The sequence below is a fragment of the Haloglomus halophilum genome (assembly GCF_024298885.1).
Lineage (GTDB): Archaea > Halobacteriota > Halobacteria > Halobacteriales > Haloarculaceae > Haloglomus > Haloglomus halophilum.
This window is the reverse complement of the sequence record NZ_CP101166.1, coordinates 3,822,561-3,848,272: the sequence shown is the minus strand read 5'-3', so window position 1 is coordinate 3,848,272 and position 25,712 is coordinate 3,822,561. Positions and strand designations below refer to the sequence as shown.

Sequence of the window (25,712 nt, the reverse complement as noted above, 5' to 3'; positions counted from 1 at the left end):
AGTGGGTTTCGGAGCGGGCGGCGACACGGTCCTCAGCCGAACCGTTCGCGGAACAGGGCGACCAGCAACCCGAGGTGGACAGTGGCCCCGAGCGTGGCGGCGAGACGGCCACCCGTGACGAGGTACGTCCCCCCGCCGAGCAGGCCAGCGACCTCGACCAGCAGCCCGCCCGCGACGAGGCCGATGACGGCCAGCGCCGTCCGGTCACTGGCGCCCCGGAAGCTTCCCGCGGTCGGCGGGTAGAACTGGTAGCTCGCGCCGATGATGGCGAGCCCGAGGAAGCCCAGCACGTTCAGGCGGCGGTGAGCCGTCACGAGTTCGGCTGTCGGGGGGTCGACCGCGAACGTGAGCCCGAGGAACGCGGCGAGCGACCCCAGCGCCACCGCCACGAGGACGGCATCGAGGCCGATGCGGCCCCGGTCCGAGCGCACGAAGGTCACGCCGAACGCGGTCGCGAACCCGATGACGGCGGTCGCCTCGACCGTCGCGCCGAGGCGGAACATCGGCCCGGCGGGGAGCCCGACGGCGAGCAGTGCCGGGCCGACGGCCCCGGCCGGGAGGACGACCGCGACGAGCGCCCTGGGCGGGTGGGCGACGAGGAAGCGGGGCAGGAGCCGGAAGCCCACAGCGAACAGCGTAAGCGTGGCGAACCCGGCCCCGAGCAGGTGCGACGCACGGGGGGCGTAGCCGTCGAGGAGTGTCGGGAGCGGCGCGTGCGCCGCCAGCAGCGCGTACGACCCCAGAGCGAGATAGGCCAGCGCGACCGGCATCGCGAGGTTCGCGGCCCGGTCGACGGGTCGGCGCTCGGCGTTCGCCTCGCCGGTGCCCGTCGCCCCGCCGAGGAGGTTGTCGCGGACGGTCCAGCCGAGCGTCCCGAGGAAGACGGCGACGCCGACCGTCCAGAGGGCGGCGCCCGCCAGGGACAACAGCTCGACGGAGGGTGTCGGGAGGACCGCCTGGCCCACTCCGGACGCCGCCCCCGCGAGCAGGAGTGTCCCCGTCACCGAGCAGGCGAGGTGGACCGGCATGAGTCGCGTCGTCGCGAGGTCGCGGTCGAAGTAGGGTGGCACCAGCGCGTACGCCTTCCCGAAGACGGTATGCAGGACGAACCCCAGCAGTCCGAGCGTGACGGCCGCTCGCCGGGGGGTACCGGCCAGCTCGGCGACCTGCCAGACGGCGAGCCACGCGGCACCCGCCAGGACGAACCGGCGTGCCCACCGCGAGGCACGTTCGGCGTGGGTCATGGCGGGTAGCCACGGCGGAGGGCCTTGAATCCGGCCCCGAACGCCCGCGTCATCGGCAGCGCATCACCTCGACGGGACCAGTTCCACCGCGGGAGGCGACCCCTTAACATCCTGCCGGCCCTCCGTCGAGGCACGGATGGGGAGCCACGGCGACGACCTGTCGGGCGAGGGTCGCGAGCTACTGCGCGCGTGTCACGACGACCTCCCGTTCGACCCGACGACCGTCGACATCGACGACGCCGACGTGCTGGCCCGGCTGGAGCCGGAGGTCCGGGAGTGGTGGGCCGAGACCTTCGGCGAGTACGTCCCGGGCAACGGCGGGTTCTTCACGCCACCGCAGAAGGGGGCCATCCCGCTGGTCGACGACGGGGAGAACACGCTGGTCTGTGCGCCGACGGGAAGCGGGAAGACGATGGCCAGCTTCGCGGCCATCTACAACGACCTCTTCGGCCGCGCGAAGACCGACGACCTCGACAACTCCGTCTACTGCCTCTACCTCTCGCCGCTGAAGTCGCTCGCGAACGACATCCACCGGAACCTCGCCGAACCCATCGACGCCATCACCGAGAAACTCGCGGCGAACGGGCACGATGTCGAAGTCCGCCACGCCATCCGGCACGGCGACACGAGCGACAGCGACCGGCAGGCGATGCTGGAGACGACGCCGCACATCCTCAACACCACCCCGGAGACGCTGGCCATCCTGCTGAACTCGCCGAAGTTCAAGCGGAAACTGGAGACCGTCGAGTACGTCATCGTCGACGAGATCCACTCGCTGGCCGACAACAAGCGCGGGACCCACATGGCCGTCTCGCTGGAGCGACTGGAGGCGATGGCCGAGGAGTCACCGACCCGCATCGGCTGTTCAGCGACTGTCGAGCCGCTGTCGAAGATGGCGGAGTTCCTGGTGGGGTGCGAGACGCCCGGCGACCCGGACGCGGATGGAGATACTGCGGGTGCTCCGCAGTTCCGCGACTACGAACTCGTCGACGCGCGGTTCGTCCGCGACTTCGACATCGAGTTGCACTGCCCCACCGACGACCTCATCGACACGCACCCGTCGGTCGTCAACGACCGGTTCTACGACCAGTTGCACGAGTGGATCCAGGGCGCGACCAACACGCTCGTGTTCACGAACACCCGCTCGGGCGCCGAACGGGTTCTCCACAACCTGCGCGAGAACTACGACGGCTACGATGAGGCCAACTCCGGCTGCCACCACGGCTCGCTCTCGAAGGAGGAGCGCGAGCGCGTCGAGGGGATGCTGAAATCCGGCGATGTCGAGGTTGTCACCACGAGCACGTCGCTCGAACTCGGCATCGACATGCCCCACATCGATCTCGTCGTGCAGGTGGGGTCGCCGAAATCGGTCGCGTCGCTGCTCCAGCGCGTCGGCCGCGCGGGCCACCAGCTCGGCGAGACCGTCACCGGCCGCGTCGTGGCGCTGGACCGCGACGAACTCGTCGAGTGCACGGTGATGCTGAAGAAGGCCGAGGAGGGGTTCGTCGACAGGGTGTTCGTCCCGGAGGACGCCCAGGACGTGGCCGCCCAGCAGGTGTACGGGATGGCCATCAACGGGCCACGCCCGGAGGCCGAGGTGCGCGAGATACTCACGAGTGCGCACCCGTACCGGAGCTTCTCGGACGCGGAGTTCGAGCAGCTGTTCCGCTATCTCACGGCGGACTACGAGGGGCTGGAGGCGAAGAACGTCTACGCGAAGGTGTGGCGCGACACCAACGACGCGCCCGGCGGCGAGCACCACTACGAGGCGTACGCGCCGGGGACGCCGCTGGTCGGCAAGCGCGGCCGCATGGCGCGGGTCATCTACATGACCAACATCGGGACCATCCCGGATTCGTTCACCTGCGACGTGTTCGTCCGCGGTGGCGACGAGTGGGTCGGGCAGCTGGACGAGTCGTACCTCGACACCCTCGAACCCGGCGACGTGTTCGTCCTCGGCGGGTCGAACTACGAGTACCGCTACCGGCGCGGCTCGAAGGTGTACGTCGACCCCACCAGTGCCCGGCCGACGGTGCCGTCGTGGTTCTCCGAGCGGTTGCCGCTCTCGTACGACCTCGGCCGGGAGATCCTGGCGTTCCAGCGCGACCTGCTGGAGCGGCTGGCCGACGGCGGCCCGCCCGCGGTCCGGAACTGGCTCCGCGCGTTCCCACTGGACGAACACTCCGTACGCGCGGTGACGCGGATGTTCGACGAGCAGGTGCGGTACGCGGGTACCGAGAGCGTCGCGACCGACGGCCGCCTCGTCGTCGAGGAGGAGCTCGACCACGACGAGTACGAGCGCCACTACTACGTCCACTCCAACTACGGCCGCCGGTTCAACGACGGCTTCTCGCGGCTGCTCGCCTACCGTTGCGCGCAGGCGGCCGACGCCAACGTGCAGGTCGCCGTCGCCGACCACGGGTTCACGCTCTCGATGCCGCTCAACCGGAAGGTCGACGTGACAGGTGTCCTCGAGTCCATCGCGCCGGACGAGGCCCGCGCCGACCTCCGTGCCGCGCTCGACGGGACGGACCTGCTCAAGCGCTACTTCCGCATCAACGCCACCCGGTCGCTGATGATCCTCAAGCGGTACAAGGGGTACGAGAAGTCGGCCGCCCAGCAGCAGGTCTCCAGCGAGATGCTGCTCTCGTTCGCCCAGGACCTCGAGGAGTTCGCGGTCATCGAGGAGACCTACCGCGAGATCCTCGAGGACAAGCTCAACCTCGCGGGTATCGAGGACGTACTGCAGGACATCCAGCGAGGTGCGGTCGACGTGGTCCACCACACGGTCGAGACGCCGACACCGCGGGCATTCGGGCTGGCCACGCTGATGGCCAGCGACGTGGTGCTGGCGGAGGATGAATCGGCCGTCCTGCAGGAGTTCCATCGGCGGGTGCTGGATGCCATCGATGAGTCCGAGACTGAGGGTGACGGAGCGGTCGCCGAGAGCGACGACTAGTCCGGGTCCGTTCGGACGGTCGTGGCCGCGCCTGTGTGGGAGTGCTACACTCACGATGGGGTACCCTCGGGCGATTATTTTGCACTCTACGGAAGCCTTATGAATGGAAGCTCCTCCACTTGATTCAGGGGGACACATGACACTAGCTGACGCCTATCGCCGTCTCGGTACGGTTCTCTCGGGACTGGAAGCCGACGGTATCGAGGTGGTGGACGTGACGCCGGTTCAGGACGACTCGGGGGACGTGCTCCACGTCGATGTCCAGGTCGGGATTCCGACGGCCGCCGACGCCCCGGAACCCACTATCGGGGTGTCCAGCGAGCGGGGCCGAGCCACCGCGGATGCGGCGGTGGTGGGAGACAGCGACACGGACTCGGCCGACAGGACGGACGATGTCGACGGTCCGGACGCCGATGCCGAGAGCGACGCTGCGCCTGATGCCGGGTCGCCGTCCGGGCACGAGCAGGCGGCGGCCCATCCCTGCGAGGCGCCCGACTGCGGGGCCGGATTCGACTCGGCGGCGGCGCTGACGGTCCACCGGTTCGTGGCACACGACCGACCGGACGAGTCAATCCACAAGCACGAACCCGCCCTCCGGGCCGCGTACGACGCCTACGACTCGTTCTCGACGATGACCGATGCACTCGGCGCCGATGTGACGCCTCAGACTGTCCGTCGGAACATGCTGAAGTTCGGCATCCACGAACTGGACACCGCGGACGACGGTGCGGCATCCGCCGACGGGGACGGCACCCCATCGCCCGGCGGCAGCGACACTGGCGACGACGCCGTCGGGGAGACGGACGGCTCGATGGGTGCCGCCGAGGAACGGCCCGTGACTGACGGGGCTGGAAGCGCCGCGGCGGAGGCGGCTCCGGACGCGGAACACGACGGCCGGACCCCGGATACGCTGCCCGACGACATCGGCGTGGCCGTCCTCCGGGAGGCCGTCGTGGAGGGTGGGAGCCTGCGGGCTGCGGCCCGCCGTCTCGACCGCTCCCGGGGTGCTACCCGCGACCTGCTTCGGGAACACGACCTGCTGGACCTGGTCCATGGGCGGGTCGCGACGAGGCCGGGTCGCGAGGAACGGGCTGACGCCTTCGAGCAGTGGCTGGACGACCAGTGAGGCGGCGTCCAGTCCTGACCGTCGCGGGTGGCCGGAACCGTTTTGCTCCTCCTCGGTGTGATGCTTCCACATGGACGCGCGCGAGGGGGTCGCCTTCCTGACCGGGTCGGAGGGTCGGGTTGCCGTCCTTCGACTCCTCGCCGAGACGCCGTGCCGGCCGTGCGAGCTCCGCGAGCGGACCGAGGCCTCACGCACCGCGATCCACCGCGCCCTGACGGGCTTCGAGGAGCGTGGCTGGGTCCGCAAGGACGACAACCGGTACGCCCTGACCGCGGCCGGTCGACACGTCCACGAGCAGTACGAGGAACTCGCCGCGGCCGTGGAGACCGGCGACCGGTTCAGCGAGTTCCTCACGACGTTCCCGCGGGCCGATGACCTCCCTTTCCCCTTCGACGGGGAGGTGCGTGTGGCGACGCCGACCGAGCCACAGGCTCCCCGGACCTTCTTCCACGACCGGCTCCCCGCCGATGCCGACCGCTTCCGGGGCTTCACGCCGGTGCTCACCCAGCGACTCGCCGAGTCCCTCGAACCGACGGTCGAGGCGGGAACGGAGGTCGAACTCGTCTACGACGAATCGTACGCCCGGCAGGCGCTGCAGTCGTACCCGGAGACGATGGAGCTGGCGATGAGAACCGATAGCGTGACCATCCACGTGGTCCCGGACTCCATCGAGGCGGGACTGGCCATCGTCGACGGCGAGGTGTTCCTGAAGGCCTACGGCTCGCGTGGTGACCTCCGGGCCTGCCTCCACTCGACCGACGAACGCCTCCACGGATGGGCATCCGACTGGTTCGAGCAGGTCAGGTCCGGCTCGCGGTCACTGGAACGCTTCGCTCCGGAGACTCCGTACTGTTCCGGGGGGTGAAACAGTTGAGCCGGCGTTGCCAGTCCGTGGTGCCGGAACAGAACACCCCGGTAAATACTATAGAGAACAGACGTGACCCTCTTGCGGGACCGCCTAGCCGGACCCGGAATCTCGGGCCGAGATGGCGTCCCGAACGGGCACGCTCGGCGGTGGGGGGAGGAGGATGCACACCCTTGCGGGGGGAGGTGTGCACCCATCGGGCGAGGGAGGTAGAACGACGGACGGACCTGCCCCGTCCGTCCGGGTCGGCCTGTACCGACCCCGTTATCGGCCGCGTCGCCCCGGTCGAGTGCCGGCCACTACACCAGGAGCGAATCGAGCGCATCGGGCACGACGAGCACCCGACTCCCCGGTTCGATGGCCGCCGGAACGGTATCCCTGGCGTGCATCAGGCAGTCCTCGACGACCGCGGGTGCGGCCGAGTCGGTCACGTACAGGTCGTGGTCGCGGAGCGCTCGTGCGACGACGAAGGCGCGTTGGGCACCGGGTTCGTAGCCGTCGGCCAGCTCGCCGTACAGCGCACCCGCCGAGTCTGCCCCGGAGAGCCGGTCGTAGAAGCGCTGTTCCCCCGTTCCTTCGCCGGCGCCCTCGTGCAGGGCTGCCGGAACCACGACGCGCCCACGGCCGCAGCCGTCACCACCCGCGAGCGGGTTCTTCGCGCCCAGTGTGACGTAGGTGAATGCCCGCGTCGTCTGGTAGAGGTTCGCGTCCTTCGGCGCGCCGACGCCAGCGACGACCGCGTCGTACGTGTCGTCCACCTCGACGGAGAGCGCTTCGCGTGCGGTTCCGGCGAGGTCCCGAACGACCTGGCGTGGCTGTCCCGCTGCCGCCCCCAGGATTCCCGACGGGCCGTGGGTGACGTTGAGGCAGAAGTCGAGGCCGACCTCGTCGCCGGCACGGTCGACGGCCTCCCGGAACGGGTTGTCCTCGATGCGGCCGAGCCGGATTCCCTCCCGACCCAGCATCTCCGGGCCGTGGGTGTACCGGATGAACGACTCGCTGCCGGCACCGATGGCGACGGTCTTCGCGCCGCCCGAGAAGCCCGCGTACTGGTGGGGCTCGACCATCCCCGTCGAGACCACGCGGTCGGCGTGCGCGACCGAGGGGTGGACCTCCACGGCCACGTCGTCGACCTCACCGACCTGCACGCAGTCGTCGGGGTCGTGGTTCACCGCGCGGTCGGCGTACTCGCCGAGGCCGGCCTCGAGTTCACCGTCCGTCATCGGCCGGTGGAGACCGAGACCGACCAGCACCCGGACCTGCGCCGGCGGGATGCCCGCCCGCCCGAGTTCGTCGAACAGCGCATCCAGCAGCAGGTCGTCGGGCGTCGCGCGGGTCACGTCCGTGACGACGATGCAGACGAGGTCGTCGGCGTCGACGAGCTGCGAGAGGCGCGGGCCGTGCGGGTTCTCGACGGCCTCGTGGGCCGCCCTGGGTACGTCCACAGGCTCGGCACCCGGCGGCTCGGCCACGTCCACCTCGCAGTCGGGCAGGTCGAACCGTACGCTGCCGTCGCCGAGCGGGAGTTCGTACATCGGCGTCAGGCCGCGTCGGTCAGGTCGGCCACCTCTGCGTCCGTGAGTTCGATGTCGGCGGCCGCGACGTTCTCGGCCAGGTGGTCGCGGTCGCTCGTCCCCGGGATTGGGAGGGTCACGTCCGAGCGGTGGAGCAGCCACGACAGCGCGACCTGGTACCGGGTCGCGCCGTGGGCCTCGGCGATGGGGTCGATGGTGTCGGCGATGGTGTCCAGATCGCCCGCCCCGACCGGGAAGTACGGGATGAAACCGATGTCGTACTCCTCGCAGGCGTCGAGGACGCGTCGTCCGTCACCGCCGACCCGGTCGGTGTCGCGGGTAACGACGTTGTAGTGGTTCTGGACGGTGGCGACCTCGACGTGGTCGCGGGCGGTCTCCAGCTGATCGGCGCTCACGTTCGAGAGGCCGACATGGCGGACGAGCCCGTCGTCCTGCAGCTCGCCGAACGTCGTCACGGCGTCCTCGAACGGCGTGTCCTCGTCGGGCGCGTGGTACTGGTACAGGTCGATGGTGTCGACGCGGAGGCGGTCGCGCGAGGCGAGGACCTGGTTGCGGATGTAGTCGGGCTCCCCGTGGCGGAGCCAGTCGCCATCCGCGTTGCGCAGCAGGCCGGCCTTCGTGGCGACCACCACGTCCCCGGCGTCGACGCGGTCGCGGCCGTCGGGAACGGGGCCGTCGAGTGCGAGCGTCTCGCCGATGAGCCGTTCGCTGGTGCCGGGGCCGTACGAGTCGGCGGTGTCGATGAGGTCGACACCCTGTTCGACGGCGTCCCGGAGGATCTGCCGGGCGTTCGCCTCGTCCTCGGGCGCGCCGATGATGTCCGGACCACAGAGCCGCATCGCACCGAAGCCGAGCCGGTTGACCGTCAGGTCGCCGCCGATGTCGAAGGTCGCTGGTGGCATGGTCCGTTCCACTCGCGGCGGTCGGATAACGGTTCGTGCCGCGGGTGGCACGTGCCGGTCGGTGGCCCGTGCGCTCGCGTGTCACCCCCGGGAACGTTCATACACGCTTTTACGTGCCGGAGCGGAACGAGGGGGTACAGCCTGTACCGGGTTGTGATGCTCCTAGCCTCTCAGGATACGCCCCCTGTGGTCTCACGGGCGGGCCAGGGCGCGGTGCCCGAACCGGCGGGGGAGCGCGAGCCCGCGTACAGGAGGTGAACACATCATGTCAGTATACGTCGACTACGACGTTCCGGCGGACCTCGAGGACGACGCCCTCGAGGCACTCGAGGTCTCCCGGGACACAGGCGCGGTGAAGAAGGGAACGAACGAGACGACCAAGGCCGTCGAGCGTGGCAACGCCATGCTCGTCTTCGTGGCCGAGGACGTCAGTCCGGAGGAGGTCGTCATGCACCTCCCGGACCTCTGTGCCGAGAAGGACATCCCGTACATCTTCGTCGGCGCACAGGACGACGTCGGGCACGCGGCCGGTCTCGAGGTCGGCTCGGCCGCCGCCGCCATCGTGGACGCCGGCGAGGCGACCACGGACGTCGAGGAGATCGGCAACAAGATCGAGGAACTCCGGTAAGATGTCCGCGGAAGAAGGTGAGTCCGGTGCGACCTCCGCCGAGGTCATCGAGATCGTCGGCAAGACCGGGATGCACGGCGAGGCCATGCAGGTCAAGTGCCGCATCCGGGAGGGGTCGAACCAGGGCCGCATCATCACGCGAAACGTCCTCGGCCCCGTCCGGGTCGGGGACGTCGTTCAGCTGCGCGAGACCGCCCGCGAAGCAGACTCCATCGGAGGCCAATAATGGTACGAACGCGCGAGTGCAACTTCTGCGGGGACGACATCGAGCCCGGTACGGGCACGATGTTCGTCCGCGTGGACGGCACCACGGAACACTTCTGCTCGGCCAAGTGCGAGCGATCGGACGAGCTGGGTCGCGAGCCACGGAACGTCGGCTGGACCGAGGCCGGCCGACAGGCCGCTGAAGCGAACCGCGCGGCCGACGAGGCCCGCGCGGCCGACGCCGCCGAGGCTGAGCCGGAGCCCGAACCGGAACCCGAGGCCGACGCGGACGAATCCGACGCCGATGTCGACGAAGCGGCGGCGGAGGCCGAGGAGGACCCCGAAGCGGAAGAAGCGGAGGCTGACGCGGACGAATCCGACGCCGATGCCGACGCTGAGGCCGAGGACGAGGACGAGGCCGACGCCGAAACCGAGGAGGAGCAGGAGGCATGAGCCACCACGACGAGCGCACCTTCGTGATGGTCAAGCCGGACGGCGTCCAGCGCGGCCTCATCGGCGAGGTCGTCTCCCGACTCGAGGACCGCGGACTGAAGCTGGTCGGCGCGAAGTTCATGCAGATCGACCGGGACCTCGCCGAGGAGCACTACGGCGAGCACGAGGACAAGCCGTTCTTCGACGACCTCGTGGAGTTCATCACCGCCGCGCCGGTGTTCGCGATGGTCTGGGAAGGCGCCGACGCGACCCGCCAGGTCCGCCGGATGATGGGCACCACCGACCCCGCCGAGGCCCAGCCGGGCACCATCCGCGGTGACCTGGGGCTGGACCTGGGACAGAACGTCATCCACGGCTCCGACCACGAGGACGAGGGCGCCAACGAGCGCGAGATCGCCCTCTTCTTCGACGACGAGGAACTCGTCGACTGGGAGCAGTCCGCCGAGGGCTGGCTCTACGAGGACGCGGACTTCTAAGACGGGCTCTCCCCCGTCGTTCACGCCGACCGAGGAGCGGCCGCGCTCGGCCGCTCGCTCCGCGGTCCGCCGCGGCGTCGATCTCCGACTAACTCATCAATCAGTGAACTATCCATAGAAACTGACCCTCCCGAACGAAATCACCCGTATTACCGGAATACCTGCCATTCAGGGGCTCGCTACGGTTGACAACGTTTAACACTCCCAGTGTGCACCCGAAGGATATGCGCTTCGTGACGGGGACGATAAAACCGGACAAGGGGTTCTTCCAGCCGATGGAGGAGGCGCTGATGGCCGACCCAGAGGTGCGCCGGGAGGCCATCCACCATCTGGACCGGCTCGCCGACGGGTCGGCGGTCGCGATGTACGAGATCAGCGGGGACCCGGACCGCATCATGGGCATCATCCAGGAGCACGACCAGTCCATCGGCTACCAGGTCACCCGCGGGGAGGGGACCGTTCTCGAGCACGCGCATTTCGAGCCGACGCCGGTCGTCGACGAACTCCTCGACATGATGGAGGAGTACGAGTTCGCCATCGATATGCCGATGATATTCACCGACGACGGTCGACTCCGGGTCACACTCATCGCGAACGATAACACCATCTCAGAGGTGTTCGCGTCGGTCCCCGAGGATATCCACTTCGAGGTCGAGCGGACGGGTGAGTACGAGGCCGGGAGCAGCCGCATCTTCTCACTGCTGACCGAGCGCCAGCGCGAGGTGCTCCGCGCCGCCATCGAGTGTGGCTACTACCAGGAGCCGCGGGAGGCCACCCACGCGGACGTGGCCGACGCGGTCGGCCTGACGGCGACGACCGTCGGCGAACACCTCCGGCGTATCGAGGCGACACTGATGAACGAGGTCGTCCCCTGACGGCGGGCCCGATCCCCGGATAACCGGGGGAAGACGGAAGGTGGCTCCCCCGCCTCCCATCCCATGGTCGAGAACGCCATCGAGACCGTCGCCGCCGTCGAGGCCGGGGCTCGTGCCCCCGAAATCGTGCAGGTCACCGACCGAACCTACTTCTGTCCGCTGTTCAGCGGCGTCACTGCCTTCGAGACCGACGACGGGCTCGTTCTCGTCGACACCGGACTCCAGCAGCTGGCGCCCCACATCGCCGACGCCCTCCGCGAACACACGGACGCCCCCGTCGACACGGCCATCTACACCCACGGCCACGTCGACCACGCATACGGGCTCGAACCGTACCTCCTCGACGGGCAGGCCGACCCGGAGGTCGTCGCCCACGAGGCCGTCACCGAGCGATTCGCTCGCTACGGGCGGACCCGGGCACACAACGAGGCCATCAACGCTCGGCAGTTCGGCGGCACCGTCGACCTCGCCGACATGATGTACGAGGACGGCTCACCCTTCGGCTATCCCGACTACCAGCCGACGACGGAGTATCGCGACGAACTCGTCCTGACCGTGGGCGGCGAGCGGTTCGAACTCCACCACGGAAGAGGCGAGACCGACGACCACACGTGGGTCTACTGTCCCGGGCGAGAGGTGCTCTGCTCCGGGGACTTCTCCATCGGCGCGTGCCCGAACGCGGGCAACCCCCAGAAGGTCCAGCGCTACCCCGGCGAGTGGGTCGACGCGCTCCGCGAGATGGCCGCCGAGGAGCCCCGTCACCTCTGTCCCGGCCACGGCGACGCCATCGTCGACGACCCCGACGCCGTGGACGAGCGGCTCGTCCGGACCGCCGCGTACCTCGAGGACCTCGTCGACGAGACGCTGGCGGCACTCAACGACGAGTCCCCACCCCACGTCGACATCGTTCACGACGTGGACTACCCCGACGCCGACGCGGAGTGGCTCGCCCCGCAGTACGACGAACCCGAGTTCATCGTCCGGTCGGTGATCCGGCGCTACGGCGGCTGGTGGACGGGTCGGCCGTCGGAACTGAAACCGGCGCCGCGCGCGGCGCTCGCGTCGGAGGTGACCGCACTCGCGGGCGGACCTGCGGAATTGGCCGAGCGCGCGGAGGCGCTCGCCGACGATGGCGAGTACCGCCTCGCCGGGCACCTCGCCGACTTCGCGCTGGAGGCCGCGCCCGAGGACGACGCCGTGGCCGCGGCGGTCAACCGCGTCTACTCGGCGCGCGCCGACCAGGCGTCCAGCCTGATGGCCGGGAACATCTACCGGTCAGCCGCATCGTACGCGGGCGAGCGCCGGCCGTTCAGGTGAGGGCGGCGCGTGGGTGACCGCTGGGGACTCAGTCGTCCGTCTTCGGGGCCGCCTCGGAGTCGGCCGGACTCCCCGTGATGGCCGTCACCTTCTCCGGGTCGAGTTCGAGCGCCCGGATGGCCAGCACCCCAAGCAGCGGCGGGAGTCCGACGACGAGGACGGAGGAGCGGAGCCCGGCCGTGTCGAGAACACGGCCGCCCACGACGGGCGCGATGGTGCCGCCGAGCTGTCCGAGCGCCAGCAGTGCGCCGGCCATCGTCCCCGCGCGGGCCGGCCCGATGCCGGGGAGTTCGCCCGGGAGGACGTACAGCATCGCGAACAGCCCGCCGCCGAAGACGCCCGCCGTGACGAGCACGACGACAAGCGCCGGGATGGTGGCGACGAACCCACCCGCGACGAGGGCGAGCGCGTTCCCCACCAGCCCGAGATACAGTACGGGCTTGCGGCCGACCTGGTCGGAGAGCGGCGGCAGCGTGAGTGCCCCGACGATACCGGCGTAGAGCGGGATGCCGGCATACCAGGCGGGGACGGGAACCGGCGCGTGTTCGAGCCAGGAGGGGATGACCCCGAGGCCACCGATGACGGCGTAGAACGCACAGACCGCCAGCGCGACCGCGACGTACGTGTTCCGGCGGCCGAAGACCGCCCGGAGGGTCTCGCGTGTGGACTCGGCGGTCCCCTCCGCGACGGCGGCCGGGGCTCCCGCGGCGCCGCTGTAGTCCGGACGCTCGGCCTCGGTCGGGTTCCGGACCGTCGCGAGCCATACGACCCCGACGAGGACACAGACGACACCGTAGACCAGATACACGTCCGGCCAGTCGCCGACGGCAGCCAGCAGGATTCCGGCCGAGAGGGACCCAGCGAGGCCCGCGCCGACGTTGTACCCGGAGATGGTCACGCCCTGTGCCAGCCCGAGTTGCCCGGGCGGGAACCACTCCGTGACCGCCTTGATGACGTTCGGGTTCGCGAGCGCCATGCCGGCGCCCGTGAGGACGCTCGTGGCGATGAGCCCCCTGAAGGTCGGGACCACGGCCCGGAGCGCGGTGCCGACGCCGGCCAGCAGCACGCCGCCTCCGACGACCCACCGCAGCGGGTAGCGGTCGCCGAGCACGCCGGCCGGCACCTGTCCCACGAGGAGAACGAGATTGATGACGGCGTACGGCAGGAGTGCGGCTGTCGTACTCACACCGAGGTCCTCTGAGACGACGGGAGCGAGCGCGGGGATGGCCAGCCACACGACGCCGAGTGCGACGGCGTGGGTGACCGCTACGTTCGCCAGTACGACCCAGCGATAGGGAGCGGCCGCGCCCGACCGGGTCCCCGACCTCCCGTCGTCCGTTCGTGCCTCGGGCATCGTCAGACCAAGCCGGGGGACCGGGCCTAACCGTGCTGCCGTCTATAACAGGTCGGCGCCGAGAGCCGGTCGCCGCGGCCCGCGCTGCTCAGACCGTCGCCACGCCGATGGTGACGGTCACGCCCTCGAACTCCCACGTCTCGACGTAGTCGTCGGCGTCCGCGGCGTAGTTCTCACAGCGGGTCTCCTGAGCGATGAGCTCCCGGTGTCGCTCGATGAGGTCGTCGGCCTCCGCGTCCTCGAACTGGAGGTCGAGCTCGATGGACTGGTGCAGGTCGAGGTCCATCTCCTTGCGCATCTCCTGCACCCGACGGATGACCTCCCGTGCGTACCCCTCGCTCCGGATGTCGTCCGTGATGGTGAGGTCGACGTAGACGCTGCCCTGGCCGAACTCGGCGGCCGAGACGTGCTCGGGCACGGATTTCCGGAAATCGACCATCTCCTCGGTGACCTCGATGGTGTCGCCGTCGACCGTTATCGTCGGGTCTGCCTCGAACTCCGCCCGGGTCATCCCCCTGATGGCGTCGGCGATGGCGCTCGCCTCGCCGCCGAACTCCGGCCCGAGAACGTCCATCTGCGGGCGTGCGACGAACTCCACGCCGTCCCACGTCCCCTCCACGACCGTCACGTCGCGGCAGTTGATGCGGTCGCGCAGCACCGGCTCGAGCTCGGTGGCGGCCTCGACCACGTCGGCCTCGTCGGTGCTCACGATGACCTCCGAGACGGGCCAGCGGAGCTTCCGCCCGGCGTTCTGCCGGGCGTTCGAGGCCGCCTTCTCGATGGCCTGGACCGTCTCCATCTGCGCCTCCAGCGCCGTGTCGTGGTAGGCCGCCTCGGCGGCCGGCCAGTCGAGGTCGTGGACGGTCGTCTCCGACCCGACGAACGTCTGGTAGAGCCGCTCCGCGATGTGCGGGACGAACGGCGCGAGCAGGCGGCTGGACTCGTCGAACAGCCGGTACAGCGTCAGGTAGGCGGCGTGCTTGTCCGCGGAGTCCTCCGGCTCCCACACCCGGTCGCGGATGGACTGGATGTAGAACCGGGACACGTCCTCGACGAGGAAGGAGAGCACCGCCGAGAAGGCCTCCGGCAGGGCGTAGTCGTCCATATGGGCACCGACGACCTGCTTCGTCGACTCCAGCCGGGAGAGCACCCACTCGTCGATGGGGCGCAGGTCGGCGTCCGCCAGCGATTCCTCGCGGGGGTCGAACCCGTCCATCCGCATGTACGGCGCGGGGAAGCGGAAGACGTTCCAGACGATGTTGAGCTGGTCGGCCTGGTTCCCGATCTCCTCCCAGGAGAACCGCATGTCCTCGCCGTCCAGGTTCCGCGTGAGCAGGAACGAACGGACCGGGTCGGCCCCGTGGCGGTCGATGGCCTCCTGTGGCGTGACGATGTTCCCGCGGGACTTGGACATCTTCAGGCCGTCCTCGTCGAGGGCGTGCCCGTGCATCACGACCTCCTCGTAGGGGTTCTGGTCGAGAGCGGTCACGCCCATCCCGAGCTGGGACCAGAACCAGCCCCGGGTCTGGTCGTGGGCCTCGACGATGAGCTCCGTCGGCCACATCTCGTCGAACAGGTCGCTCCGGTTCGGGTAGTCGATAGCGGCCCAGGAGGTCACGCCGGAGTCGACCCAGACGTCGAACACGTCGGGGACGCGGTGGTACTCCTCGCCGTCCTCCGTGATGGTGATCTCGTCGACCTCGGGGCGGTGCAGGTCGATGTCGGCCGGGTCGAACTCCTGGTCGGCCCGCTCGCGGAGCTCCTCGACCGACTCGATGACGATGATGTCGCCGTCGTCGTTCTCCCAGATGGGGAGCGGTGTCCCCCAGTAGCGCTGGCGCGAGACACACCAGTCACGGGCGTCCTCGATCCAGTTGCGCTGCCGGTTGTCACGGGCCCACTCGGGGTGCCAGGTGCTCTCCTCGAGTTCCTCGAGCAGTCGGTCCTTGATCTCCGAGACCCGGATGAACCACTGCGCCGTCGCCATGTTGATGATGGGCGTATCGCACCGCCAGCAGTGCCCGTAGCGGTGCGAGACGGTGCCGGACGACAGGAGCGCGCCGCTCGCCTCCAGGTCCGCGATGATCTCGTCGTTGGCGTCCCAGACCTGCTGGCCGGCGTACTCCCCGGCGTCGTCGGTGAACACGCCGTCCGTGGCGACCGGCGCGAACACGTCGAGCCCGTACTGCTCGCCGAACTCCGCGTCCTCGACACCGTGCCCCGGGGCGGAGTGGATGAGCCCCGTGCGCTCGGCCTCGACGAAGTCCGTCGCGTACACCTGATGGTGGTCGGGCTCGTCGTCGTACTCGGCCTGGGCGGGCACCTGCTCGCCCAGCGGGCTCCGGTAGCTCGCGCCGACCAGGTCCGACCCCGGCATCGTCTCCAGTACCTCGTGCGAGTCCGCGCCAGCGGCCTCCACCACTTCCTCCACGCAGTTCGAGGCGACGATGACCTCCTCGTCGCCGTCGAGACGGAGTCGTGCGTACTCCAGTTCCTCGTCGACGGCCACGTAGAGGTTCGCCGGCAGCGTCCAGGGGGTCGTCGTCCAGATGACCAGCGACCCCGGCTCGTCGACCAGCGGGAACTTCACGTAGATGGAGGGAGAGTCGATGTCCTCGTACTCGACCTCGTTGTCCGCGATGGCGGTCTCACAGCGGGGACACTGGTTGATGACCTGGTGCCCGCGGTCGACGTGGCCCCGGTCGTACGCCTGCTTGAAGCCCCACCAGACCCCCTCGATGTACTCGTTGGAGGCCGTCCGGTACGGGTCGTCCCAGTCCATCCAGACCCCGAGCGACTGGAAGTCCTCGTTCATCTTCTCCAGGTTCTCCTCGGCGAAGGTCCGGCACTCCTGGATGAACGTGTCGATGCTGGCCTCGGCGATGTCCTTCTTGCTCTCGAAGCCGAACTTCTCCTCGACCTTCGTCTCGATGGGAAGCCCGTGCATGTCGTAGCCGGGGCGGTCGTAGACGGAGTGGCCCTGCATCCGGAGATATCGGATGATGGCGTCCTTCAGGGTCTTGTTCCAGGCCGTCCCCAGGTGCATCTGTCCGCTGGTGAACGGCGGCCCGTCCAGAAAGTAGAAGTCGGGGATACCCTCCTCGCGAACCGTCTCGTAGGCGTCGACATCGTCCCAGAACCCGTTGATGTCCGCCTCGACCTCGTGTGGGTCGTACTGCTGGTCTAGCTCCGAGAGAAACTCGAACTCGGACTCGGGGTCGCTCATAGCTGTTCGGGGCAGGCGCTCGGGCATAAATCATAACATCTCGTCGGCTTCCCGACGATTCCCGCCGGTGGTTGTGGCCGTCACCACCGAGATTAATGGGCCGCCGCGAGAGGCCACTCACGATGGCCGACGACGACGAGATTCCGATTCTGGAGCCATTCATGCCCGCCGAGGTCGGGGACCGGGTGGTCGAGGTCCTCCAGTCGGGGTGGATCGGGGGTGGCCCACGGGTGGAACGGTTCGAGGAACGCATCGGCGACCGCATCGACAACCCGCACGTGGTCGCGGTGAACTCCGGGAGCAGCGCGCTCTCGCTGGCCTACGACCTCGCCGGCATCGAGCCGGGCGACGAGGTCGTCACGACGCCGTTCACCTGCGCCGCGACCAACGTCCCGCTCCTCCACTTCGAGCCGGACCTCGTGTTCGCCGAGACGGACCCGGCGACGGGACTCCCGGACCCGGCGTCGGTCGCCGAACTGGTCAGCGACGAGACGACCGCACTGGTCGTCGTCGACATGCACGGGACGCCGGCGGCCTACGACGAACTCCTCGAGGTGGTCGACGAACACGACGTGACGCTCATTCAGGACGCCGCACAGAGCTTCGGCGGGGCCTACGACGGCGTCCCGGTCGGCGCCATCGCCGACTACACCACGTTCAGCTTCGGCCCGGTCAAGACCATCACCTCGGTCATGGGCGGGGCCGTCGCCGTCCCGGACGCGGCCACGGCAGAGCGGGCGAAACGACGCCGCTGGCACGGTATCGAGACCGACAAGGCCGACAAGCTGGACCGGAAGCGTCCCTGGACCTACGAGATCACCGAGCCCGGCTACCGGTACACGCTGAACGACGTGTTCGCCGCCGTCGGCAACGTCCAGCTCGACTACCTCGACGAACTGGTCGCGACCCAGCGCGAGCAGGCCGCCCGCTACGACGAGGCGTTCGCCGACCTGGAGGCCGTCCGGACGCTCTCGGTCCCGTCCGGGAGCCGGTCGGCCCGGTGGCTCTACCCGGTCCTCGTGGAGGACCGGCTGTCGTTCATCGACTTCATGGCCGACCGGGGCATCCAGTGCTCGGCGCTCCACCAGTCCAACATCGAGGCGTCGGTGTTCGACACGGCGGTCGACGAGCGGCCCCGGACGCGGTGGTTCGACCAGCGGGTCGTCTGTGTCCCGAACGGGTGGTTCGTGGACGAGGAGGCACGAGAACGCATCGTCGACGCCGTCCGGGCGTACGACGACGGGCAGCGGACGCCCGTCACGGAGCCGCCAGCGGGGGCGTTCTGAGACCGATGGCGGACTCGCTGTTCCTGCCGGCGGAGAACGAGCGGCTGTGGAACCGGCGGGTGGACGAGCAGGTATCGTTCCTGCTCGAGACGCTCCCGGAGCGGATTACCGACTCGCCGGACGCGACGCTGCTCTCGGCGGGCTGTGGCACTGGGCGGCTGCTGCGGGCGCTCGCCGACGAGACCGCGTGCGAGCTGGTCGGCTTCGATGTCGACCGGGAGATGCTGACGTACGCCCGCGAGCAGTCCGACGATATCAGGCTGTTCCAGGCCGACCTCCGGGAGTTCGGGAGCCGGTCGGTCGACGCTATCGTCTGCATGTACACGACGTTCAACTACCTCCTCTCGAACGCGGACGTGGTCGCGGCGCTGGACGCGTTCGGCGACGCGCTGGCCGAGGACGGCGTGGTCGTCGTGGACGCGTCCAACTTCATGGCCCATCTCGTCGACGGCTACGAGGCCGAGCTGACCGAGACGCTCGACCACGAGGACGGCCGCATCGAGAAGCACGTCAGCCACTCGGTCGACACCCTCGACAACCGGTGGCATCACGAGGAGACGCTCCGGGTGTTCGAGGACGGCGAACTGGTCGAGACGCACACGGCCACGCACGAACTCCGGTACGTGACGGCCCACGAGTTCCGCTTCGCCCACGACCGGAGTTCGCTCGCCGACCGCGAGGCCCACCTCGCGACGGGGTACGGCGACGATGACGACCGCCTCATCTACGCCGTGGGGGTGGAGCCGTGACCGACCTCGCGATACTGCTCCCCTACTACAACGGGGTGGACTACATCGAGCGAGGGTTCCTCGACGAGGTGCTCGATGCCGCGGCCGCCGCGACGCCGGAGACGGCGGTGCTCGCGCTCGACGACGCCTCCACGGACGCGACTCGGGAGCATCTGCGCGACCGCTCACGGCTCACCGTGCTGGGCCACGCCGAGAACACCCACTACGTCGGGAGCGTGAACGACCTGCTCCGGTACGCCGGCGACCGGCTCGACCCGTCGGCGTTCATGCTGCTCGACCAGGACGCGACGCTCGACGCCGACGCCATCGACCGGCTCTGGGCGACGCTCCGGGCGAACGACCGCCTCGGCGTCGTGCAGCCGCTCGTTCGGGATTTCCGCGGTGGCATCTACTCGGCGGGCCACCGGTTCAACCGCTACCGGATGTGCCATCCCATCACCCGCGAGCCGGATATCGACGACCGGCTCGTCCGTCGCCCCAGCGTGACCCTGCTCGGGACGGTCGTCCGCGCCGAGGTCGTCGCGGAGGTCGGTATCCTCGACGAGCGGTTCGGCATCTACTGGGAGAGCTCCGACCTCGGGTTCCGGGCGCGAAAGCGCGGCTGGGACGTGGCGCTCGAACCGCGGGCCGTCGCCAGGCACGACCGCTACCTCTCGGAGACCGACTCCGGCGGGCTCTACCACGTCTACCGGAACTGGCCGCTCTTCTGGGCGAAGTACGACCCACCGACCGCACGGCGGATACTCGACGAGTACTGGCCCAGCACGGACGGGCTGGCCGTCGGCATGGTCACCGAGGACGTGGACGAACCGGCGGACGCCGACTTCCTCGCCCGGGCCGCCGAGGACGCCCGCGAGCGCCTGGGTGCGTTCGTCCGGACGGTCGAGTACCGGATGGACGACTGCCCGGCGGACCGAGCGACCGTCGTCCGGGACTGACCGCGGTGGCGGTGCCGGCCATGTCCGTCTTGGCGGGCACGGTCACTACCGGTACACCTCGTCCCGGAGCGGCGACGTGACCCGGGCACCGGGCGCGACGATGCTCCGCGTGACGCTCGTGCCGTCGGCCACGGTGGCCCCCGAGAGCACGATGCTGTCGCTGATGCGCGCCTCGCTTCCGACCACGACATCAGCGCCGAGCGTGACGTTCGGACCGAGCTCCGTCCCGTTGCCGACTTCGACGCCCGCACCGACCGAGACGGGGGCCCGTACCCTGACCCCCTCCCCGAGTCCGGAGTCGGCGTCGGCGCCCACAGCGTCCGTGGCGGCGGCCGGTCCGGAGCCACCGGACGCGGCGAGTACGCGACGGTTCGCGGTGAGCAGGCCGTCGGGCGTCCCCGCGTCCACCCACCAGCCGTCGAACCGGTGGACGTGGGCCGAGCGGCCGACGTCGAGCAACGACCGGATGGCGTCGGTGACCTCCAGCTCGCCACGGTCGGAGGGTTCCAGGCGCTCGATATGGTCGAACACCGCCGGCGGGAATCCGTACAGGCCGGTGACGGCGTACTCGCTCGGCGGGTCGGCCGGCTTCTCCACGATGTCCCGGAGCGCGCCGGACTCGAACGCCGGAACACCGAACCGGGTCGGGTCGTCCACCCGACGGAGACAGAGGCCGACCCCGTCCTCGGTGGCCGCGAACCCGCGGACGAACGGCTCCAGCGACGGCCCGAACAGGTTGTCGCCGAGGTAGACGAGGAACGGCTCGTCGCCGACGAACGGCTCCGCGTGGGAGATGGCGTCCGCGACCCCGCGAGCGGCCCCCTGGACGGCGTAGCTGATATCGAGGTCGAACCGGTCGCTCTCCCCCAGGTGCTCTCGGATGGCCGTCGCGCCGGTCTCGCCGAGGACGACACAGACCTCGTCGACGCCCCCTGCCTCCAGGTCCGACAGGGCGTGTTCGAGCAGCGTCCGCTGGCCCACCCTGACGAGGTGCTTCGAGAACCCGTCGGTGAGTGGAGCCAGCCGCGTCCCGGACCCCCCAGCCAGCAGTACACACTTCATCCGACTGTCCGCCGAATCGAACCTGTCGGAAAGACAAAAGTATTATGAACGATACCGCAGTACAGCCGTCGGTTTTCGATGACTGACTCCGGTGAGACGAACGTGCTCTACGTCGTACTCGACGCGTGTCGTCGGGACGCGACACGGCGGGCGATGGACACGTTCGCCGACCTCGCGGCGTCGAACCTCACGTTCGAGCGCGCGGTGACGCCCGCGAGCTGGTCGCTCCCGGCACACGTCTCGATGCTTACCGGCGCGGACCCCTCCGAACACGTCCGGTACTCCCGCTCTGACCACTCCGTCGGCCGCCTCGACCTCGTCGAGGGGTTCCGCCAGCGGGGCTTCACGACCTGGGGCGTCTCGGCCAACATCTTCGCCTCCCAGCACTACGATTTCGACGCCTCGTTCGACGAGTTCCACTACACGAACGGAATCGACCGCGAACACGCCGACGGGCTGGACGCGTCGAACGCACTCGGGGAACACGGGGCGACGCCGCGTGGCTATGCCCGGGTGCTGCGTGCGGCGGCGACACACGAGAACCCGTCCGAGAGCCTCGTGAACGTGGCGCGGGCCACGGTCGGCCGGGCGGTGTCCCGCTGGGAGCCGCTCCGCCGGGTTCCGCACCCCTGGTTCACGAACGGCGGTCGCTTCGGTTACAGCTACGACGCCGCCGACAACACGGACCGCGTGGTGTCGTTGCTCCAACGGGCTGCCGAGGACGATGCGCCCTTCTTCGGGTTCGTGAACTACATGGACCTGCACTCGCCGTACCGACCGCCCGAGGCGTACCTCCCGGAGGGGCTCTCGCGCCGTGCGGCCGACCGGCTGAACCGGGAGTACGTCCTCCCGTGGTCGTTCCACGCGGCGAACGAGCGCGGCGACGTGGACGAGGCGACCATCGAGGCGATACGGGCCCTCTACGACGCCGAGGCGCGGGCCGTGGACGAGCAACTGGCGCGGCTCCGGGCTGCGCTCGACCGGCTCGACCTGCTGGAGAACACCCTGCTCGTCGTGACCGCCGACCACGGCGAGAACCTGGGCGAGCGGACCTGGCGCGGCGAGCGGGCGATGGGCCACGAGGCGACGACCAGCGACGCCGTCCTCGAGGTGCCACTCCTGCTCGCCCACCCGGCGCTCGACGGGCGCTCCGTACCCGACCGCGTCACGCTCGCGGACCTGCCGTCGCTACTCACAGACGACCTCGACACCGTGCTGGCGAGCGGCGGCCGGGACCTCGGCGCGTTCACCGGCCGCGAGGTCGTCCCGAGCGCCAGCCCGGCCCACGAATCAACCCAGCACTACGACGAGTTCGACGCGGTGCCACGGGAGCTGCTCGCCACGGCAATCGAACACCACACGACGGTCGCGTTCCAGGGTGACTGGAAGGTCGAGGCCCGGTCGGACGGCCACCGGCTGGCGACCTGCGACGGCGAGCGGCGCCCCTACGAGGACGCCCCCGAGGCGGCGCGACACTCCTGCGAACAACGCCTCGCGGCGTTCGACGGCGGGGAGGGGCCCACCGTCGACCTCGGCGGCGACGTGGAGCAGTCGCTCCGGGACCTGGGCTACCTGTAGGTTCCGAACGCGCCGGCACCGCTAGCCGCCGAACCGCTCGCGCCCCCACCGGATGGTCCGTTCGAGCCCCTCCTCCATGTCGACCGACGGCGCCCAGCCGAGGTCGCGGAGCTTCGTGTCGTCGACGTCGTACCGCATGTCGTGGCCCTGGCGGTCGGGGACGAACTCGACGAGGTCCCGCGACCGTTCGAGACGCTCCAGCACGGTGTGGACTAGCTCGAGGTTCGACAGCTCCCGCCCGCTGCCGATGTTGTAGGTCTCGCCGGTGGCCCCCTCGTCGAGGACGGTGGCGATGGCCCGGACGCAGTCGTCGACGTAGAGCCACTGGCGGCGGGCGCTGCCGTCCCCGTAGACCGGAATCGGCTCCCCGGCGAGCGCGTGGCGGAGGATGGTCGGGATGAACTTCTCGGCGTGCTGGCGCGGCCCGTAGGTGTTGCTCGGGCGCACGCTGAGCACGGGCAGGCCGTAGGTCGCCGCGTAGCTTCCCGCGAGATGTTCGGCGGCGGCCTTCGTCGCGCTGTACGGGTTCCGCGGGTCGAGCGGGTCGCCCTCGCTTTGCGCGCCGGTGAGCGTCTCGCCGTACACCTCGTCGGTGCTGAGCAGGACGAACCGGTCGATGTCGGCCGCGCGTGCGGCGTCGAGCAGGACCTGCGTGCCACGGACGTTCGTGTCGACGAACGCGCCGGGGTCGGCGATTCCCCGGTCGACGTGGGTCCGCGCGGCGAAGTGGACGACCCGGTCGACACCCTCGATGGCGGTCGCCACTGCATCGGGGTCCGTCACGCTCCCCTCTCGGAACGTCACGGCCTCGTGCTCGGGGACCCGGCCGCGGTCGCCCGCGTCGGTCAGGGCGTCGAGCACGACGATCTCGTCCACCGGCCGGTTCCGGGCGTACGCGCCGACGAAGTGACTCCCGATGAACCCGGCGCCGCCGGTCACCAGAAGTCTCATCCGTGGACCCGGTCGTCCGGCAGGACCCAGTCGTAGTCGATTTCGTCGGTGTCCGGGTCGTACCGGATCTCGTCGGGGTCCTCGTAGTCGTACGTCGTCGTGGGGACGTTCACCACCATCGCCTCGTCGTCACTGATGCATTTGAACCCGTGCGTGACGCCTGGCGGAATCGAGACCAGCCGGAAGTTCCGCTCCCCGATGAAGTACTCGGCTATCTCCCCCTCGGTCGGGGAGTCGGGGCGCGTGTCGGCCAGGACCAGTTTGATGCGCCCGGACACCGGGACGAAGTTGTCGCGCTGGGCCTCGTGTTCGTGCCACGCCTTGACGACGCCCGGGCGGGCCGTCGTGAGATACACCTGGCCGAACGCCTCGAACTCCGGCCAGTCCGAGCGAAGTATCTCCATCAGCCAGCCTCGCTCGTCGACAATCGGCTCGAGTTCCCGCTCGCGTACCCCCGCTATTCCGCTCACAGGCGCGGTTGGCCGCGCCCGGAGATAAATCGTCTGGAGGCGGCGCGGTCAGGGGGTGCGGTCGGGAGCGGCGCGGCCGATGGTCGGTGCAGGCTACCCCTCCCGGTCCACGTCGGCGCCGAGTTCGTACAGCACCTCGAAGAAGTCCGGGAAGGAGACGTCGACGTGCTCGGCCCCCTGGATGCGCGTCTCGCCGTCGGCGACGAGGCCCGCCACCGCGAGCGACATGACGATGCGGTGGTCCGCGCGGCCGTCGACGGTCGCGCCCCGCAGGTCCGTCTCGCCGCCGTGGACGACGAGTTCGTCCGTGAACTCCTCGACCGTGGCGCCCATCTTCTCGAGTTCCTCGGCCATCGCGCTGACGCGGTCGGTCTCCTTGTAGCGGACGTGCTCGCAGTCCGTGATGCGCGTCGTGCCGTCTGCCGCGGCGCCCAGTGCGGCGATGGTCGGGAGGAGGTCCGGCGTGTCGGCGACGCCGACCTCGACGCCCGTGAGCGACGAGCGCGCGACGGTGATGCGCTGCTCGTCGAGGTCCCAGTCGATGTCCGCACCCATCCGCTCCAGCACGTCGATGATGACGGTGTCGCCCTGGGCGCTCTCTTTGGCGCCCTGGACGACGAGTTCGTCGTCGGGTGCGGCAGCGAGCGCGCCCGCGGCGACGAGATAGGAGATGGAGGAGAAGTCGCCGGGGACGTGGTACTCGCCGTCGGTCGGCTCGTAGGACTGGCCGCCGTCGACCGCGAACCCGTCGTCGGTGTCCCACGCGGCGACGCCGAACTCGTCGAGGACCTCGACCGTGATGTCGACGTACGGTGCGGATTTCAGTTCGGTCTCCAGGTCGACGCGGACCCCCTCGTCGGTGACGGCCCCGGCCATCAGGAGCGCGGTGATGTACTGCGAGGAGACGTCGCCCGGGATCGAGACGGTGCCACCCCCAACGGGGCCGCCGACGACGAGCGGCGCCTGCCCGTTGGCGCGGGTGGACTCGGCACGCCCGCCGAGCTGGTCGACGGCGTCCAGCAGCGGGCCCTGCGGCCGCGACCGGAGGGAGCCGTCGCCGGTCAGGACCGTCAGCCCGTCCGCGAGGGCTGCGGTGGCCGTGGTCAGGCGCATCGTGGTGCCGGAGTTGGCACAGTCGATGACCTGCGCCGGCACGTCGGGCCGGCCGCCGAAGCCCGTGACGAGCAGGTCGCCGGGGTCGGCGTCGATGGGGCTGTCGACGAAGCCGACGCCCTCGGGGTCGACGCTGGGTGGCTGGTCGTCCTCGCCGAGGCGGTCGACGGTGCCGCCGTAGCGTTCGACCGCACGGGCCGTCGCGCGGGTGTCGGCCGAGTCGAGCGGGCCACGGACGAGCGCCCCGTCGGCGTAGCCCGCGGCGAGGATGGCACGGTGGGTGTAGCTCTTCGACGGCGGGGCGCGTGCGACGCCCCGGACCGCCGACTCGCGTACGATTGCGTCCATAGCGGTGGGCACTCGTGGCCCCTGTAAACGGCTTTCGGAGGCGACGGGACGGC

Annotated in this window: 22 protein-coding genes; 13 read left to right on the top strand and 9 right to left on the bottom strand. The window is 69.8% G+C overall.

Annotated features, from left to right (window positions below):
• Positions 1-32: 32 nt before the first annotated feature.
• Positions 33-1,244: a hypothetical protein gene (locus tag NL114_RS18705; protein ID WP_254822430.1), complete on the bottom strand. Its 1,212-nt coding sequence runs from the start codon at positions 1,242-1,244 to the stop codon at positions 33-35.
• 136 nt (positions 1,245-1,380) lie between these two features.
• Here NL114_RS18705 and NL114_RS18700 point away from each other — a divergent pair, with 136 nt between their 5' ends.
• The 3 genes from NL114_RS18700 (at position 1,381) to NL114_RS18690 (ending at position 6,194) form a co-directional block, all read left to right on the top strand.
• Entirely contained in the window at positions 1,381-4,203 is a 2,823-nt protein-coding gene (locus NL114_RS18700) for an ATP-dependent helicase (RefSeq protein WP_254822429.1), read from the top strand.
• 136 nt (positions 4,204-4,339) lie between these two features.
• A complete protein-coding gene (locus NL114_RS18695; protein ID WP_254822428.1) occupies positions 4,340-5,329 on the top strand; it encodes a DUF8073 domain-containing protein in 990 nt (329 codons plus the stop codon).
• Positions 5,330-5,399: 70 nt separating this feature from the next.
• Positions 5,400-6,194 carry a helix-turn-helix transcriptional regulator gene (locus NL114_RS18690; protein WP_254822427.1) on the top strand — a complete coding sequence of 265 codons (795 nt, stop codon included), beginning with the start codon at positions 5,400-5,402 and terminating at the stop codon, positions 6,192-6,194.
• Positions 6,195-6,493: 299 nt separating this feature from the next.
• On the opposite strand, the gene NL114_RS18685 is transcribed toward NL114_RS18690, so the two are convergent.
• On the bottom strand, positions 6,494-7,729 hold the full coding sequence (locus NL114_RS18685; protein WP_254822426.1) for a lactate racemase domain-containing protein: 1,236 nt from the start codon (positions 7,727-7,729) through the stop codon (positions 6,494-6,496).
• Between the two features lie 5 nt (positions 7,730-7,734).
• Positions 7,735-8,631: an aldo/keto reductase gene (locus NL114_RS18680; protein WP_254822425.1), complete on the bottom strand. Its 897-nt coding sequence runs from the start codon at positions 8,629-8,631 to the stop codon at positions 7,735-7,737.
• A 265-nt stretch (positions 8,632-8,896) separates the two neighbouring features.
• On the opposite strand from NL114_RS18680, the gene rpl7ae reads away from it, so the two are divergent.
• The 6 genes from rpl7ae to NL114_RS18650 all read left to right on the top strand — a co-directional run bounded on the left by rpl7ae (position 8,897) and on the right by NL114_RS18650 (position 12,584).
• Positions 8,897-9,259, top strand: a complete 363-nt coding sequence (gene rpl7ae / locus NL114_RS18675; protein ID WP_254822424.1) for a 50S ribosomal protein L7Ae — start codon at positions 8,897-8,899, stop codon at positions 9,257-9,259.
• A 1-nt stretch (position 9,260) separates the two neighbouring features.
• Entirely contained in the window at positions 9,261-9,485 is a 225-nt protein-coding gene (locus NL114_RS18670; RefSeq protein WP_144262070.1) for a 30S ribosomal protein S28e, read from the top strand.
• Entirely contained in the window at positions 9,485-9,916 is a 432-nt protein-coding gene (locus NL114_RS18665) for a 50S ribosomal protein L24e (protein ID WP_254822423.1), read from the top strand. Before NL114_RS18670 ends, NL114_RS18665 begins: the two co-directional genes overlap by 1 nt.
• Entirely contained in the window at positions 9,913-10,392 is a 480-nt protein-coding gene (gene ndk, locus NL114_RS18660; RefSeq protein ID WP_254822422.1) for a nucleoside-diphosphate kinase, read from the top strand. The genes NL114_RS18665 and ndk overlap by 4 nt, the downstream gene beginning before the upstream one ends.
• 224 nt (positions 10,393-10,616) lie before the next feature.
• Positions 10,617-11,267: a helix-turn-helix domain-containing protein gene (locus NL114_RS18655; RefSeq protein WP_254822421.1), complete on the top strand. Its 651-nt coding sequence runs from the start codon at positions 10,617-10,619 to the stop codon at positions 11,265-11,267.
• Positions 11,268-11,330: 63 nt separating this feature from the next.
• Positions 11,331-12,584 carry an alkyl sulfatase dimerization domain-containing protein gene (locus tag NL114_RS18650; RefSeq protein ID WP_254822420.1) on the top strand — a complete coding sequence of 418 codons (1,254 nt, stop codon included), beginning with the start codon at positions 11,331-11,333 and terminating at the stop codon, positions 12,582-12,584.
• 28 nt (positions 12,585-12,612) lie between these two features.
• On the opposite strand, the gene NL114_RS18645 is transcribed toward NL114_RS18650, so the two are convergent.
• Positions 12,613-13,938, bottom strand: a complete 1,326-nt coding sequence (locus tag NL114_RS18645) for an MFS transporter (RefSeq protein WP_254822419.1) — start codon at positions 13,936-13,938, stop codon at positions 12,613-12,615.
• Positions 13,939-14,026: 88 nt separating this feature from the next.
• Complete coding sequence (ileS, locus tag NL114_RS18640) at positions 14,027-17,164, bottom strand: isoleucine--tRNA ligase (protein WP_254822418.1); 3,138 nt, start codon at positions 17,162-17,164, stop codon at positions 14,027-14,029.
• Between the two features lie 122 nt (positions 17,165-17,286).
• Here ileS and NL114_RS18635 point away from each other — a divergent pair, with 122 nt between their 5' ends.
• Genes NL114_RS18635 through NL114_RS18625 form a run of 3 tightly spaced genes read left to right on the top strand, consistent with a single transcriptional unit; the run spans position 17,287 to position 20,137 of the window.
• A complete protein-coding gene (locus tag NL114_RS18635; RefSeq protein WP_254822417.1) occupies positions 17,287-18,450 on the top strand; it encodes a DegT/DnrJ/EryC1/StrS family aminotransferase in 1,164 nt (387 codons plus the stop codon).
• A gap of 5 nt (positions 18,451-18,455) precedes the next feature.
• Positions 18,456-19,199, top strand: a complete 744-nt coding sequence (locus NL114_RS18630) for a class I SAM-dependent DNA methyltransferase (protein ID WP_254822416.1) — start codon at positions 18,456-18,458, stop codon at positions 19,197-19,199.
• On the top strand, positions 19,196-20,137 hold the full coding sequence (locus tag NL114_RS18625; RefSeq protein WP_254822415.1) for a glycosyltransferase family 2 protein: 942 nt from the start codon (positions 19,196-19,198) through the stop codon (positions 20,135-20,137). Before NL114_RS18630 ends, NL114_RS18625 begins: the two co-directional genes overlap by 4 nt.
• Positions 20,138-20,182: 45 nt before the next feature.
• On the opposite strand, the gene NL114_RS18620 is transcribed toward NL114_RS18625, so the two are convergent.
• Positions 20,183-21,199, bottom strand: a complete 1,017-nt coding sequence (locus NL114_RS18620) for a sugar phosphate nucleotidyltransferase (protein ID WP_254822414.1) — start codon at positions 21,197-21,199, stop codon at positions 20,183-20,185.
• A gap of 78 nt (positions 21,200-21,277) precedes the next feature.
• Here NL114_RS18620 and NL114_RS18615 point away from each other — a divergent pair, with 78 nt between their 5' ends.
• Positions 21,278-22,777: a sulfatase-like hydrolase/transferase gene (locus NL114_RS18615; protein WP_254822413.1), complete on the top strand. Its 1,500-nt coding sequence runs from the start codon at positions 21,278-21,280 to the stop codon at positions 22,775-22,777.
• Positions 22,778-22,798: 21 nt separating this feature from the next.
• Here the strand turns inward: NL114_RS18615 and NL114_RS18610 are convergent, their stop codons facing one another.
• The 3 genes from NL114_RS18610 to aroA form a co-directional block, all read right to left on the bottom strand.
• The gene (locus tag NL114_RS18610; protein ID WP_254822412.1) at positions 22,799-23,728 is read right to left on the bottom strand and encodes a dTDP-glucose 4,6-dehydratase; all 930 of its coding nucleotides are present in this window, start codon (positions 23,726-23,728) and stop codon (positions 22,799-22,801) included.
• Positions 23,725-24,198 (bottom strand): dTDP-4-dehydrorhamnose 3,5-epimerase family protein, encoded by a 474-nt coding sequence (locus NL114_RS18605; RefSeq protein ID WP_254822411.1) that lies wholly within the window; start codon positions 24,196-24,198, stop codon positions 23,725-23,727. Before NL114_RS18605 ends, NL114_RS18610 begins: the two co-directional genes overlap by 4 nt.
• Positions 24,199-24,291: 93 nt before the next feature.
• Positions 24,292-25,659: a 3-phosphoshikimate 1-carboxyvinyltransferase gene (gene aroA, locus NL114_RS18600; protein ID WP_254822410.1), complete on the bottom strand. Its 1,368-nt coding sequence runs from the start codon at positions 25,657-25,659 to the stop codon at positions 24,292-24,294.
• Positions 25,660-25,712 lie beyond the last annotated feature (53 nt).